Consider the following 13,559-nt stretch of genomic DNA (forward strand, 5'->3'; position numbering starts at 1 on the left):
AAGGCTCGTTTCCGGGCCTTCCCAGCATTCGCCAGGAGAGCGCCATGAACGATCAGAACCATTCGCGTCATGTCTTCCGGACCAGCCAGCTTGAAGAAGCCGATGGTCCCGGTCTGAACCCCACGAATAACCGCACCATGGGCGAGATCATCGCCGCCCGTTTCTCGCGCCGGGGCTTCCTTCGTGGCTCGATGGCGGCCACGGCGATCTCGGCCACGGTCAGCCCGATCGCGTTGCTGGCGGCGGATGATGCACATGCGCAAGAGGCAATTGAAGGCTCGGCCTTCAATTTCCCCGAGGTCAAGGCGGGCGTCGATGCCGATCATCACGTGGCCGAAGGCTATGATGCCGATGTGCTGCTTCGCTGGGGCGACAAGGTTTTCGCCGATGCGCCGGAATTCGATCCGGCGAACCAGTCCCAGGCTGCGCAAGAGCGTCAGTTCGGCTATAACAACGATTTCGTCGGTTTCATCCCTCTGGAAGGGGCTGACGATCACGGATTGCTGGTGGTGAACCACGAATATACCAATGAACATCTGATGTTTCCCGGAATTGTCACGATCAAGGATGGCGAGATCGAGCTTGCCGCCGCGACCGAGGACCGGGTAAATATCGAAATGGCGGCACATGGCGGCACGGTGATCGAGATCCGCAAGACGGATGGCAAATGGCAGCCGGTTCTGGACGGCAAGCTGAACCGCCGTATCACCGCCAGGACCCCGATGGAGATCAGCGGTCCGGCGGCCGGCCATGCCCGTCTGCAAACCAATGCCGATCCGACCGGCAAGGAAGTGCTGGGCACGATCAATAACTGCGCCGGCGGTGTGACGCCCTGGGGCACTTACATCATGGCCGAGGAAAATATCCACGGTTATTTCATGGGCACATTGCCCGAAGACCATCCCGAGACCGCGAATTACGAGCGGATGGGCATTCCCGATGAAAGCTATGCCTGGGGCGAATTCGAAGACCGTTTCGATGTCTCGAAGGAACCCAATGAGCCGAACCGCTTCGGCTGGGTCGTCGAGGTCGATGTGATGGATCCGGAATCCAGGCCGAAAAAGCGCACGGCTCTGGGCCGCTTCAAGCATGAAGGCGCGGAAAGCGCGGTTGCGGCTGATGGCCGCGTCGTCTTCTACCTGGGCGATGACGAGCGTTTCGATTATGTCTACAAATTCGTGACCGCGGGCAAATATAATCCAGACGACCGCGCCGCGAATATGGATCTGCTGGATGAAGGCACGCTTTACGTGGCCCGTTTCGACGAGGACGGAACGATGGAATGGCTGCCGATGATCCATGGCGAAGGCGTGCTGACTGCCGAAAACGGCTTTGAATCGCAGGCCGATATTCTGATCGAGACACGCCGTGCCGCCGATCTGCTGGAAGCCACGCCGATGGACCGCCCGGAAGATATCGAGCCCGATGCCGCGAAGGGCAAGGCCTATGTCATGTTGACCAACAACACCAAACGGGAAGAGGCGGATGCCGCCAACCCGCGGGTCGAAAACGCGTTCGGTCACATCATCGAGATTTCCGAAGATGGCGGCGATCTGACTGCGACCAGCGGGCGCTGGGAAATTCTGGTGCAATGCGGCGATCCCTCGATCGCCGAGGTCGGCGCCACATTCTCGACCGCGACCACCGAGGACGGCTGGTTCGGCATGCCCGATAATTGCGCCGTCGACAGTGATGGCCGGCTTTGGGTCACGACCGACGGCAATACGCTGGCCGATACTGGCCGTACCGATGGCCTTTGGGCTTTGGACACCGAAGGATCGGCACGCGGCACCTCGCGGCTTTTCTACCGGGTGCCGGTCGGAGCCGAAATGTGCGGCCCATGTCCGACCCCCGACCTGACGACCTTCTTCGTCGCGGTCCAGCATCCGGGCGATGGGGGCGATGACTGGGAAGGCCATGGCCGTCCGTCCTATTACGAAGATCTTTCGACCCGCTGGCCGGATTTCAGCGACGATATGCCGGTGCGTCCCGCGGTCGTCGTAATCACGAAACAGGATGGCGGCAAGATCGGCGCCTGAAAGGGCGATGCCGGGGAAAAGCGCCGGCTCTGCCCGAAAAACGCGGAATCGCCGGCTGCTTCTTCTTTACTCAAATATCCCGCGGGGGTGGGGGGCGTGAAGCTCCCCGCCGTCGCGGGCCGCAATCCTTTCAGCGAACCGCCTTGACGCCTTCCAGAATCAGCGTCGTCGCAAGTTTGGCGTAATCTTCGCGGCTGACCGGACCCCCGTCGCGGAACCACATATAGACCCAGTTCAGCATGCCGAAAAGCGACATGGTGACCGGCATCAGAAGCGGGCGTTCGGGCCGGTCGAGTATGGGATGGATCTCGCAGATGACGGCCGAGAAATGCCTGACGATCCGCCGCTCCAGCTGCAGAAGCCGGACCCGCTGATCGTCGGACAGAGCCTGTCCGGCATTCAGCTGCACGATATGCTGATCATCCGCGCCCCGATATTGCTCAAGCATCGTCAGAACCAGTTTCTCCAGCCTTGGACCGGGCGGCAGATCGGGATCCGTTGCCCGCTGCAAGGCTGTCTCCAATTCGTTCAGATGGGTATGGATGATTGCGAATATCAACGCGTCCTTGGACGGATAATAATGATACAGCAATGACTTCGAGACGCCCGCTTCCAAGGCGATCTGTGACATCGATGCCTTGTCCATGCCCTGTGTCGCAAAGACATGCGCGGCGGTCAGCAGCAATTGATGCTGCTTTTCCTCGAAATCCTCTGCTCGCGTCCGTGCCATCGGCGACAGGGCTCCTTCACATGTCAGGTCCGGGGAGGGAAAATGAGTACCCTTATCCCCGGGTTACGGATTTTGCCAGCCCGCAGGAGGCGGGGCCTAATCTGATCGGTTGTCCACCACCCGCCTGGCCTTGCCTTCGGAACGGGCGACACCGTCGGGATCATGGACCTCGATCTTCGTCGAGATCCCGATGACCGATTTGATGTGATGCGTCAGTTCATGCGCGGATGCCTGCCGCGCCTCGCCGGTGCCCCGGTCGGCGGTGCATTCCACATGAACCGTCATGACGTCCATCCGGTCCTTGCGGGTCAGTTCGATCTGGAAATGCGGGGCAAGGCCTTTGCATTTGAGGATCTGCTCCTCGATCTGGGTCGGAAACACGTTCACGCCGCGCAGGATGATCATATCATCGCTGCGGCCGGTGATCTTCTCGATCCGCCGCATCGAGCGGGCGGTGCCCGGCAATATCCGGGTCAGATCGCGGGTGCGGTAGCGGATGATCGGCAGACCTTCCTTGGTCAGCGTGGTGAAAACCAGTTCGCCCATCTCGCCGTCGGGCAACACCTCGCCGGTTTCGGGGCTGATAATCTCGGGGTAGAAATGATCCTCCCACACGTGCAGACCGTCCTTGGTTTCCACGCATTCATTCGCCACCCCCGGCCCCATCACTTCGCTGAGGCCATAGATATCCACGGCGTGCATGTCGAAGGCCCGTTCTATTTCCGCGCGCATCGCATTGGTCCAAGGTTCCGCACCGAAAATGCCGACCTCAAGAGAGCTTTCGCGCGGGTCCAGCCCCTGACGGTGAAATTCGTCAAGGATGGACAGCATGTAGGATGGCGTGACCATGATGATACGCGGCTTGAAATCCTGTATCAGCGTGACCTGCCGCGCGGTCATGCCGCCCGAGATCGGGACCACGGTGCAGCCCAGCCGTTCGGCGCCGTAATGCGCGCCAAGCCCGCCGGTGAACAGACCGTAGCCATAGGCGATATGCGCGATATCACCGCTACGGCCGCCGCTGGCCCGGATCGAGCGGGCCATCATATCGGCCCAGATGTCGATATCGTTCTTCGTGTATCCGACCACGGTCGGCTTGCCGGTCGTGCCCGATGACGCATGGATACGCACCAGCTTTTCGCGCGGGACCGCGAACATGCCGAAAGGATAGGTATCGCGCAGATCCTGCTTCAGGGTGAAGGGGAAGCGGGCGAGATCGGCCAATGTCGTGAAATCACCGGGATGCGCGCCATGTTCATCGAAGCGTTTGCGGTAGAAGGGCGAATTCTCATAGGCATGACGCAGCGACCATGCCATCCGCTTTTCCTGCAAGGCGGTAATCTCGTCACGGCTGGCAATCTCGATCGGGTCGAGGATATCCTTTCCGGGTGTCAGGTCTTTCATCATGTTCCTCCCAAAGAAATCCGCTCAGCCAGCCGCATCGCCATCGGGCAGCAGCGCTTTGTTGAAGCTGCGCGAATGGCCGCGAAACTCGGCAATGACCGTGCCGTCCTCGCGGATGACGCGGATGTCGTAGATGCCAGAGCGGCCCTTGCGCGATACTTCCCGCGCCGTGGCCGTCAGCCGGTCGCCAAGCGTGCCGGGCGCGATATAGGTGATCGAGCAATGCTGCGCGACGGTCATCTGGTTGTAGCTGTTGCAGGCGAAGGCAAAGGCGCTGTCGGCCAGCGTGAACAGAAAACCGCCATGCGCATTGCCGTGGCCATTGGTCATCCGTTCGGTCAGGGTCATCTGGATACTGGCCTCGCCCGGGGCGATATGGGTCAGCTTCATCCCCAATTGCTGCGAAGCGCGGTCATCGGACCACATCTGGCGGGCGCAGGCTTCGGCCAGTTCTTGCGGGGTCATGTCGTTGGGGTTTTGCATGTCAGAGCGGCTTTGCCTGAAGAAACGGATGCCTGTGGCTGCGCCCCCGCGTGGAATCAAGGCCCATGGGGCCGCCGTGCAGCGCCCGTCCGCCCCTCTGGGCGGGCGCTTGGGTGACGTCATCCTGCGGGCCGGACGTCATGCGGAGGTTGCGCCATAAAGTGAGAAACACAACCCGCAGTCGCCCACCCGACGGACGGGCGCTGCGCGGCTCTGAATGGTTGCAGGTGTTTCTGTCAGAGCCACGATAGCCAACCCACAAGCGAATCACCCGCAGGCAAGCAAACTCGGGCACGTCCACCTGAATATCTGCTAATGTCATCTGACCCTCCGGACCCCTCCAACGATGTCCATGAGATTATTTGTTGCATAAACCGTCCGGTCGGTCAATGATACAGGAAAGAGAGCGGAGGGGGAATCGCTCTTGTGGGAGGAGAAAACAATGAAGACCACGACAAGGACCGCTTTCGCAGTGCTGCTCGGCATGGGCGCATTGTCCGGCGCGGCGCAGGCCGAGATCAGGTTGGGAGCCAGCGTATCTGCCACCGGTCCGGCGGCGTTTCTGGGCGATCCCGAGGCCAAGACCATCGAAATGATGGTCGAAGAGATCAACGCCGGTGGCGGCATCGATGGCGAGGAGATCGTGCTGACGCTGTATGACGATGGCGGCGACCCGAACAAGGCGCGCACCTTCGCCACTCGCCTGATCGAGGATGACGAGGTCGTGGCGATCATCGGAGGTTCGACCACCGGCACCACGATATCGATCCTTGACATGGCCGAGGATGAGGGCATTCCCTTCATCTCGCTGGCGGGCGCGATCTCGATCGTTGATCCGGTCCGGGAATATGTGTTCAAGACCCCGCATACCGACCGCATGGCCTGCGAGAAGATCTTTACCGATATGAAGGCGCAGGACATCACGAAGATCGGCATGATTTCGGGCACCGACGGATTCGGCGCCTCGATGCAGGCCGAGTGCAAGGAGGTCGCGGGCGATCAGGGGATCGAGATTCTGGCCGATGAGACCTATGGCCCGCAGGATGCCGACATGACCCCGCAACTGACCCGTATCCGGGATACAGAGGGCGTGCAGGCGGTGCTGAATCCGGGCTTTGGGCAGGGGCCGGCCATCGTGACACGCAACTATGCGCAGCTTGGTTTCGAGATCCCGATGTATCAAAGCCACGGGGTTGCCTCGAACGCCTTTATCGAACTGACCGGAAAAGACGCCGCCGAAGGGATCCGCCTGCCCGGAACGGCGCTGTTGATCGGCGATCTGCTGGCCGAGGATGATCCGCAATACAAGGTCGTGACCGAATATACCGCCGCCTATCAAGCGAAATACAACGAGGAGCCCTCGACCTTCGCGGGCTATGCGCATGATGCGGTGGCGCTGCTGGCGGATGCGATTGCGCGGGCGGGTAGCACTGAACCCGACGCGATCCGGGATGCGCTTGAAGAGACCTCGGGCTTTGTCGGGACGACGGGAACTTACAGCTTCACGCCCGAAGATCACCTTGGCCTCGATCTGAGCGCCTTCAGGATGCTGGAAATCGCCGATGGTGGCTGGAAGCAGCTTGATTAAGCCGTGCTGGCCGGACCGACGCCCCCGGCCTGTTTCTGTCCAGGCAACTGATGCTGGGGAACCCTGATGGACGCCCTTCTGCAATTCATCTTCTCAGGCATGACCGTCGGGGCGGTCTACGCGCTCGTCGCGCTTGGATTTACCATTATCTACAACGCTTCGGATGTGGTGAATTTCGCTCAGGGCGAATTCGTCATGCTGGGCGGCATGATCACGGTTTTCGCTCATCAGGCGGGGATGCCGCTGCCTCTGGCGGCGGCGATGGCCGTCGTCGCGGCGGCGGGGGGCGGCGTGGCCCTGAACCGGCTGGCGATCGAGCCTGCCCGCAGCGCGCCGGTCGTGTCGCTGATCATTATTACCATCGGGGCATCGATCCTGATCCGGGGCGCTGCGCGACTGATCTTTGACAAGCAATTGCACCGCTTGCCGTCCTTTTCCGGCGATACGCCGATTCGGATCATGGGTGCCACGATCCTGCCGCAAAGCCTGTGGGTGATGGGCGGCGCCGTCGCGGTGTTCATCGGGCTGTGGCTGTTCTTTTCGCGCACGCTGACCGGCAAGGCGGTGCTGGCCACGGCGAATAACCGCATCGCCGCGCAACTGGTCGGCATCAACACACGCTGGATCATGACCCTGTCCTTCGGCCTGTCTGCCGCTATCGGCGCGCTGGCCGGGGTGCTGGTCACGCCAATCACGCTGGTCAGCTATGATGTGGGTGTGGCCCTTGCACTGAAGGGCTTTGCCGCCGCCATGCTGGGCGGGATGGGCAATCCCAGAGGGGCATTGCTGGGCGGGATTCTGCTGGGCCTGCTGGAGTCGATGACGGCAGGCTATCTCAGTTCGCAATACAAGGACGCGGTCGCCTTCATCGTGATCCTTGCGGTGCTGTTTGTCATGCCGCAGGGTATCTTCGGCAAGAAACCGGTCGAACGGGTATGACAGCGGCGCGCGGGAAATGGCTGCAACTCGCGGTGCTGGCGATAGTGATCGCGGCTTTGCCGCTGATCTTTCCGTCGGGATATTACTACCGGGTTGGCGCGTTGATTTTCGTTAATGCGCTGTCGGTCGTGGGGCTGGTGATCCTGATCGGCCTTGCCGGGCAGATCAGCCTTGGACATGCGGGATTCGCGGGGATCGGGGCCTATGCCTGCGCTCTTGCGCCTGCGCATCTGGGCCTGCATCCGGGGCTGGCATTGGTTCTTGGCGCGGTGGTTTCGGGCCTGCTGGCGCTGCTGATCGGGCGGCCGATCCTGCGGTTGAAGGGCTATTACCTTGCGGTGGCGACGCTTGGTTTCGGGATCCTCGTGTCGATGGTGCTGACCAATGAACGCGCTTTGACCGGAGGCCCCGATGGCATGGCCGTCGAGGATATTGGCCTGCGTCCGCTGCTGCGCGATCTCGGCTGGCGGATTTCGGGGGGTGAATTCTGGTATGGGATCAGCGGAATCGCGTTGCTGATCGGCGCGTGGATGGCGTTGAACCTGCTGGACAGCCCGACGGGCCGCGCCATGCGCGCGTTGCACGGATCCGAAGTTGCGGCCTCGACCGTGGGCATCGACGTGGCAAGACAGAAGCTGCGGGCCTTCGTGATATCCGCCGTCTACGCCTCGGTCGCGGGGTCGCTGCTGGCGCTGCAAAACGGATTTGTCACACCGGATATCGCCGGGTTCATGCATTCCATCGAGATGGTGACGATGGCGGTATTGGGCGGTGTCGGTTCTGTCATCGGGGCGGTACTGGGTGCGGCGATCCTGACATTGCTGCCGCAGGTCCTGACGGTTTTCGCCGAATATGAGCAACTGGTGCTGGGTGCGGTGATGATCATCGTCATGATTTTCATGCCGCAGGGGCTGTTGCCATCCATCATGCGCCGTATCCGGGGGAGGGGCGAATGAGCCTTCTTGAGATCAACGGCCTCGGGATCAGCTTTGGCGGGCTGAAAGCGGTGAATGACGTCAGCTTTTCGGTGAAACCGGGCGAGATCGTTTCGGTCATCGGCCCGAACGGGGCGGGCAAGACGACGCTGTTCAACATGATTTCCGGCATCTATCTGCCGGGGCGCGGCTCGGTCCGGCTGAACGGGACGGATGTGACCGGTATTGCTCCGCACAAGCTGGCGGAAATGGGGTTGTCCCGCACTTTCCAGAATTTGCAGATTTTTCAGGAGATGTCCGTGCTGGACAATGTTCTGGCCGGTTTCCACCTGCAAGAGCGCGGATCGGTGATTGCGGATCTGCTGTCACTGCCCGGAATGCGCCGCCGCGCGGCGAATGCGCGGGACGAAGCGGGCAAGCTGCTGGCAAGGGTGCGGCTGGACAGGGAACAGGGGCAGAAGGCCGGAAACCTGTCTTATGGCGCGCTCAAACGGCTGGAAATCGCCCGTGCTCTGGCGTTGAACCCCAGGATCCTGCTGCTGGACGAACCCGCAGCGGGTTGCAACGCCGTCGAAACGGAAGAGATCGACCGGCTGATCGCGGAGCTTGCGGCCTCTGGTATCGCCATTCTGCTGGTCGAGCATGACATGAAGCTGGTGATGCGCATTTCCAATCATATCGTCGTGCTGGATCATGGCGAAAAGATCGCCGAGGGCGATCCCGCCACGGTCAGCCGTGATCCGCAGGTCATCGCCGCCTATCTGGGCAGGGAAGAAACAGAGGCCGCCGATGCTGACGGTTGAGGGGCTGCGGTCGCGTTACGGTCGGATCGAGGTGCTGCATGGCGTCAACCTGCAAGTGAAACCGGGTGAGATCGTCACTGTCGTCGGCGCCAATGGCGCGGGCAAGACGACATTGCTGAAATGCCTTTCGGGAACGCAGCCGGTCAGTGGCGGCAGCATCAGTTTTCGCGGCCAAAGCCTTGCCTCCGTACCCGCGCATGGGCGGTTGAAACTGGGTTTGGCGCAATCTCCCGAGGGACGGCAGATTTTCTCCAACCTGACTGTCGAAGAAAACCTGCGGCTGGGCGCGTTCCTTTATACCGATGACCGGGTCGCGCAGGATATGGGCGATGCTTTCGCAATGTTCCCGGTTCTGAAGGAAAAGCGAAATCTGCCGGCTGGAGGCCTGTCGGGCGGACAACAGCAGATGCTGGCGATTGCCCGCGCCTTGATGGGGCGGCCCTCCTGCCTGCTGCTGGACGAACCGTCTATGGGGCTGGCGCCGCTGCTGGTCGCGCAGATTTTCGAGGTCGTGACAAGCCTCAGGGACCGGCAGGTCACGGTGCTGCTGGTCGAGCAGAACGCCTATGGCGCGTTGAAAATCGCCGATCGGGGATATGTCATGGAGACGGGGCGGATCACGATAGCCGGTCCCGCCGGGGACCTGATTACCGATCCGCGGATCCGCGAGGCTTATCTGGGAACGTGAAGGAAAGCCGTCCTTTTGCATGGGTGGGTAATGCTGCTGCATGGTGTTCGTTCACGGGGATCCGTGGCGCTTGACGGCTGGTCGGCAGGGCGCCTGCGTGTGCCGCCGGACCAAATCCGGTTGTGAAACGGGCTGTTCGTCGGCCATTGAAGCATCCTGTTGCCCGGATAAGCTTTTACCGATCGGGCGCGATGCGTCCGGCTTTCATTCCGGTCGGCGAATGAGCGGGTATGATCGCGGGAATCGCACCGGGCGATGAGCCGTGAATGGATCCGATCTCATATCTCCATCACTGCAAGCATGAACTGGCCGCAGACTGGCGTATTGAGGCGGCAGCCCCTTGCGTTAACCATTCAAATACGTGACTGTGCGTCCGGAACGACGGCTTCGGCCTTGTATGAAAAGGAGAGGACTATGGCTTTCACCCTTCCCGATCTTCCCTATGCCCATGATGCACTGAGCGGTGCGGGCATGTCGAAAGAAACGCTGGAATTTCACCACGACAAGCACCACAACGCCTATGTCGACAAGCTGAACGAGCTGGTCGCCGGCACCGAGTGGGAAGGCAAGTCGCTGGAAGACATCGTCAAGGGCACCTACAGCAAGGGCGCCGTGGCTCAGAACGGTATCTTCAACAATGCCAGCCAGCACTGGAACCACACCCAGTTCTGGGAAATGATGGCTCCGAATCCGGGCGCCATTCCCTCGGAACTCGAAAAGGCACTGACCGAATCCTTCGGCTCAGTCGATGAGTTCAAGAAATCGTTCAGCGAAAACGGTGTGGGTCAGTTCGGCTCGGGTTGGGTCTGGCTGGTCAAGAATGCCGACGGCTCGCTTGCCGTGACCAAGACCGAGAACGGCGTCAACCCGCTATGCTTCGATCAGACGGCGCTGCTGGGCTGCGATGTCTGGGAGCATTCCTATTACATCGATTTCCGCAATGCCCGCCCGAAATACCTGTCGAACTTCCTCGACAATCTGGTGAACTGGGAAAACGTCGCGTCGCGTCTGTGACCCGGATCCGCGCGGCTTTCGGATGGAAGCCGCGTGATATCGGCAAGATCAGGGGCCGGATGCCGATCCGGCCCTTTTTCACGGCAATCCTGCGGGTCTTGGGGGAACGACAAACTGTTTGCCATTCCATGTCGCGCGGATTCGCTTTAACGGCGCATCAACGTCGGGAATTGCGCATGCCGGGGCGTTTTTCCACATCGGGCGCGGCCAGAAGTCGCGCGTATTCAACGCTTTCCACGGGAATCAGAGCGATCTTGCCCCCGGCATCGTGATACAGCCCATAACCATGCCTTTTCACCAGGGGCGAGGCGCGCAAGCAGGCTTTGGGTGTCGAGAAGAAGGTGACGGCATCGATTGGCCCTTTGCGTTCATTCTCGACGGCAAGAAGCAATTCGTCCGAAGTCAGCCCATAGGGGCTGTCATTCAGCATCGCATATTGCCGCCCCGCGATTGTGTCCTGTCTGGCCGGTGGGGCTGCGGTTGCGGCCGGGCAATCAGGTGAGACGGTGATCAGCGTATTGTGGTAATTTGTCGTATGCATCATGCTTCTTTCCTCTGCGAGAAAGAAGGTAACACGGGATGCCACTGGCCGGCAGATATATGTTGGTTTCGCGCGTACCCGCCGTCTCAGTCATGCGGCCTGGTGGATAGCGGCAGCCTGACCGTTGCCCGCAATCCGCATTCCGGCATGTTCTCAAGCGTGATCATACCGCCATGGGCTGCGATGATGTTTCTGGCGATGGCAAGGCCCAGCCCCGCGCCTCCGGTTTCCTGATTCCTGCTTTCGTCGCCGCGCACGAAGGGCTCGAACATCGCGTCCAGCCGGTCGGGCGGTATTCCGGGCCCGTTATCCTCGACCGTGATGATCGCGGTCTCCGCATCGCGCGAAAGCGCGACCTGCGCCGATGTGCCGAAACGCCGCGCATTATCCACCACATTCCCGATGGCCCGGCCCAGCGCGACCGGGCGGCCCGTGACATATGCGTTTCGCCGGCACAGGAAATTCGCGCCCCGCTCATCGCACAGCCGGGAAAGGAGGGCGCCAAGGTCAAGCATCTCGCTTTCCTCGCCGTCTCCTGCGCCACGGGCATAGGCGACGAGGCCGTTTACCATGACCGTCATATCCTCAAGCGTCCGGATCATCGGGACGGCCTCTTCTTCGTCCAGCATCTCGGCGCGAATCCGCAAGGAGGTGATCGGCGTGCGAAGATCGTGCCCGACGGCGGCAAGCATGCGCATACGATCGGCGTCGAAACGGGCGATGCGGTCCTGCATCTCGTTGAAGGCCCGCGCGGCTTCGCGCAGTTCGCGTGCGCCCGTTTCGCTGACTCGTATATTGCGATCGCCATGTCCTGCCGCGCGTGCGGCCCGGGCCAGTCCGGTCAGCGGCCGGGTCAGCCGTCTGACGAAGATCAGGCCCACGCCCAGCACGGATAAAAGCGACAGGCCAAGGAACGCCGGTACAACCGTTCCGCGCGCGCCGGGCGGACGAAACCAGTTCCCGCGCGACATCACGTTGAGCCATAGCGGCGGCTGTCCATCGGCATGTGCAAGCTGGACCGAGATGGCAAGTGTTTCGAAACGCGGCCCCATCGGAGGCGGCCCGCTCATGCGATGCGACAGGACGGCGCCGCGGATTTCGCGGCCGGGCAGGGCTTCGGCAAGGGATGCGGTCAGATTGCGCAAAGGGCGCGGTGCCTCCCGTCTGTCCTGAACGATCGGACGGGGGGCGATCATGTATCGCGTAAGCCTGTTGGATGCGTCATGGGCGATTTGCCTGCGAAGCGGTGGCGCGGCGGATTCAAGCGCGGGAACGATCGAGGCGATCCGTTCGATCTCGCGCGCTTCGCGAAGATTTCGCTCGGACTGTCCGCGTTGAACAAACAGGAGCGCGGTAGCCGCGATGCCGGCCGCCAGCAGGACGGTGATCAGCAGCACCGCGAAACGGCCCGCCAGACCGTCGGGCAAGATGCGCTGCACAATTTTCACAGCGTTTCCACCGGAGCGGCAAGCATATAGCCGCCGCCCCATTCCGTGACGATCAGGCGGGGGGATTTGGGATCGTCCTCGATCTTGCGGCGCAGGCGGCTGACGGTGTTGTCGATGGCGCGGTCATAGGCTTTGGCATCGCGCCCGGCGGTCAGGTCAAGCAGGCGGTCCCGCGAAAGAACCGTCTGCGCGTGGTCAAGCAAAACCGTCAGCAGCCGGTTCTCGCCCGAGGTCAGCACCACATGCCGCCCATCCGCGTGGCGCAGTTCTTGCGTGGCGGGCGCATGCTCCCATCCGGCAAAGCGGCGCTGTGTTCCGGTTATGGTGGGTGCGGGCATCGGTGCGCGGCGCAGCACGGCACGGATCCGGGCCAGCAATTCGCGCGGGTTGAAGGGTTTGACCACGTAATCGTCGGCGCCAAGTTCCAGCCCGACGATCCGGTCGGTTTCATCGGCCATCGCCGTCAGCAGGATGACCGGAGGGCCGCCGCGACCCGTCAGCCACCGGCAGATGCTCAGCCCGTCCTCGCCCGGCATCATCACGTCAAGCACGATCAGGGCGAGACTGGCTTCCTCGATGATCCGCCGCGCCTCGATGCCATTCGCGGCCAGCTGCGTGCGATATCCCTGCTTGCGCAGATACTGGCCCAGCGATTCCCGGATATCGCGGGCGTCGTCGACGATCAGGATCTGGGGTTCGGCAGCCTCCAATTTGTCGGGCCTTTCGGTTCTGGGGTCGGTTGGGTTCATTTACTGCCAGTTTCGCCGCAATTCCCATAGCAGGCCAAGCCACGGCGGGCGTTTTTTGTCGCAATTTGTATCAGTGCGGCGCGTTGCGACAATCCACGACAATCGAGCGCCGGGGCTGACAAACATTTCGGCCACGATCCGGCTAGATCAGGGATATCGGAGGCGCGGCCTTCGGAAATTCAAGATCAAAGGATGATT

At 61.5% G+C, this 13,559-nt stretch carries 13 protein-coding genes; 7 read left to right on the forward strand and 6 right to left on the reverse strand.

Features of this window, described 5'->3' with window-relative positions:
- The first annotated feature begins 44 nt into the window (after positions 1-44).
- On the forward strand, positions 45-2,039 hold the full coding sequence (locus tag D3P04_RS20530) for a PhoX family protein (RefSeq protein WP_119751739.1): 1,995 nt from the start codon (positions 45-47) through the stop codon (positions 2,037-2,039).
- A gap of 130 nt (positions 2,040-2,169) precedes the next feature.
- On the opposite strand, the gene D3P04_RS20535 is transcribed toward D3P04_RS20530, so the two are convergent.
- The 3 genes from D3P04_RS20535 to paaI all read right to left on the reverse strand — a co-directional run bounded on the left by D3P04_RS20535 (position 2,170) and on the right by paaI (position 4,638).
- Positions 2,170-2,769 (reverse strand): TetR/AcrR family transcriptional regulator, encoded by a 600-nt coding sequence (locus D3P04_RS20535; RefSeq protein ID WP_119751740.1) that lies wholly within the window; start codon positions 2,767-2,769, stop codon positions 2,170-2,172.
- A gap of 96 nt (positions 2,770-2,865) precedes the next feature.
- Positions 2,866-4,173, reverse strand: coding sequence for a phenylacetate--CoA ligase PaaK (paaK, locus tag D3P04_RS20540; RefSeq protein WP_119751793.1), 1,308 nt, complete (start codon positions 4,171-4,173; stop codon positions 2,866-2,868).
- A gap of 24 nt (positions 4,174-4,197) precedes the next feature.
- Complete coding sequence (gene paaI, locus D3P04_RS20545; RefSeq protein WP_119751794.1) at positions 4,198-4,638, reverse strand: hydroxyphenylacetyl-CoA thioesterase PaaI; 441 nt, start codon at positions 4,636-4,638, stop codon at positions 4,198-4,200.
- A gap of 460 nt (positions 4,639-5,098) precedes the next feature.
- Here paaI and D3P04_RS20555 point away from each other — a divergent pair, with 460 nt between their 5' ends.
- From D3P04_RS20555 to D3P04_RS20580, 6 genes are all read left to right on the forward strand, one after another.
- The gene (locus D3P04_RS20555; RefSeq protein WP_119751742.1) at positions 5,099-6,244 is read left to right on the forward strand and encodes an ABC transporter substrate-binding protein; all 1,146 of its coding nucleotides are present in this window, start codon (positions 5,099-5,101) and stop codon (positions 6,242-6,244) included.
- 66 nt (positions 6,245-6,310) lie between these two features.
- The gene (locus D3P04_RS20560) at positions 6,311-7,183 is read left to right on the forward strand and encodes a branched-chain amino acid ABC transporter permease (protein ID WP_119751743.1); all 873 of its coding nucleotides are present in this window, start codon (positions 6,311-6,313) and stop codon (positions 7,181-7,183) included.
- Positions 7,180-8,139 carry a branched-chain amino acid ABC transporter permease gene (locus D3P04_RS20565; protein ID WP_119751744.1) on the forward strand — a complete coding sequence of 320 codons (960 nt, stop codon included), beginning with the start codon at positions 7,180-7,182 and terminating at the stop codon, positions 8,137-8,139. Before D3P04_RS20560 ends, D3P04_RS20565 begins: the two co-directional genes overlap by 4 nt.
- Complete coding sequence (locus D3P04_RS20570; protein ID WP_119751745.1) at positions 8,136-8,921, forward strand: ABC transporter ATP-binding protein; 786 nt, start codon at positions 8,136-8,138, stop codon at positions 8,919-8,921. The genes D3P04_RS20565 and D3P04_RS20570 overlap by 4 nt, the downstream gene beginning before the upstream one ends.
- Positions 8,908-9,609, forward strand: coding sequence for an ABC transporter ATP-binding protein (locus tag D3P04_RS20575; protein ID WP_119751746.1), 702 nt, complete (start codon positions 8,908-8,910; stop codon positions 9,607-9,609). The genes D3P04_RS20570 and D3P04_RS20575 overlap by 14 nt, the downstream gene beginning before the upstream one ends.
- Positions 9,610-10,023: 414 nt before the next feature.
- A complete protein-coding gene (locus D3P04_RS20580) occupies positions 10,024-10,623 on the forward strand; it encodes a superoxide dismutase (RefSeq protein ID WP_119751747.1) in 600 nt (199 codons plus the stop codon).
- Between the two features lie 157 nt (positions 10,624-10,780).
- Here the strand turns inward: D3P04_RS20580 and D3P04_RS20585 are convergent, their stop codons facing one another.
- The 3 genes from D3P04_RS20585 to D3P04_RS20595 form a co-directional block, all read right to left on the reverse strand.
- Entirely contained in the window at positions 10,781-11,167 is a 387-nt protein-coding gene (locus D3P04_RS20585) for a DUF6157 family protein (protein ID WP_220475382.1), read from the reverse strand.
- Positions 11,168-11,250: 83 nt separating this feature from the next.
- Positions 11,251-12,612 (reverse strand): ATP-binding protein, encoded by a 1,362-nt coding sequence (locus D3P04_RS20590; RefSeq protein ID WP_182912951.1) that lies wholly within the window; start codon positions 12,610-12,612, stop codon positions 11,251-11,253.
- Complete coding sequence (locus D3P04_RS20595) at positions 12,609-13,361, reverse strand: response regulator (protein ID WP_119751749.1); 753 nt, start codon at positions 13,359-13,361, stop codon at positions 12,609-12,611. The genes D3P04_RS20590 and D3P04_RS20595 overlap by 4 nt, the downstream gene beginning before the upstream one ends.
- Positions 13,362-13,559 lie beyond the last annotated feature (198 nt).

The sequence above is a fragment of the Paracoccus onubensis genome (assembly GCF_003591515.1).
Lineage (GTDB): Bacteria > Pseudomonadota > Alphaproteobacteria > Rhodobacterales > Rhodobacteraceae > Paracoccus > Paracoccus onubensis.

Excerpts from the sequence above, each read along its gene's own strand:
- D3P04_RS20530 (WP_119751739.1), top strand. The coding sequence starts at position 45 with ATGAACGATCAGAACCATTCGCGTCATGTCTTCCGGACCAGCCAGCTT.
- D3P04_RS20535 (WP_119751740.1), bottom strand. The coding sequence starts at position 2,769 with ATGGCACGGACGCGAGCAGAGGATTTCGAGGAAAAGCAGCATCAATTG.
- paaK (WP_119751793.1), bottom strand. The coding sequence starts at position 4,173 with ATGAAAGACCTGACACCCGGAAAGGATATCCTCGACCCGATCGAGATT.
- paaI (WP_119751794.1), bottom strand. The coding sequence starts at position 4,638 with ATGACCCCGCAAGAACTGGCCGAAGCCTGCGCCCGCCAGATGTGGTCC.
- D3P04_RS20555 (WP_119751742.1), top strand. The coding sequence starts at position 5,099 with ATGAAGACCACGACAAGGACCGCTTTCGCAGTGCTGCTCGGCATGGGC.
- D3P04_RS20560 (WP_119751743.1), top strand. The coding sequence starts at position 6,311 with ATGGACGCCCTTCTGCAATTCATCTTCTCAGGCATGACCGTCGGGGCG.
- D3P04_RS20565 (WP_119751744.1), top strand. The coding sequence starts at position 7,180 with ATGACAGCGGCGCGCGGGAAATGGCTGCAACTCGCGGTGCTGGCGATA.
- D3P04_RS20570 (WP_119751745.1), top strand. The coding sequence starts at position 8,136 with ATGAGCCTTCTTGAGATCAACGGCCTCGGGATCAGCTTTGGCGGGCTG.
- D3P04_RS20575 (WP_119751746.1), top strand. The coding sequence starts at position 8,908 with ATGCTGACGGTTGAGGGGCTGCGGTCGCGTTACGGTCGGATCGAGGTG.
- D3P04_RS20580 (WP_119751747.1), top strand. The coding sequence starts at position 10,024 with ATGGCTTTCACCCTTCCCGATCTTCCCTATGCCCATGATGCACTGAGC.
- D3P04_RS20585 (WP_220475382.1), bottom strand. The coding sequence starts at position 11,167 with ATGATGCATACGACAAATTACCACAATACGCTGATCACCGTCTCACCT.
- D3P04_RS20595 (WP_119751749.1), bottom strand. The coding sequence starts at position 13,361 with ATGAACCCAACCGACCCCAGAACCGAAAGGCCCGACAAATTGGAGGCT.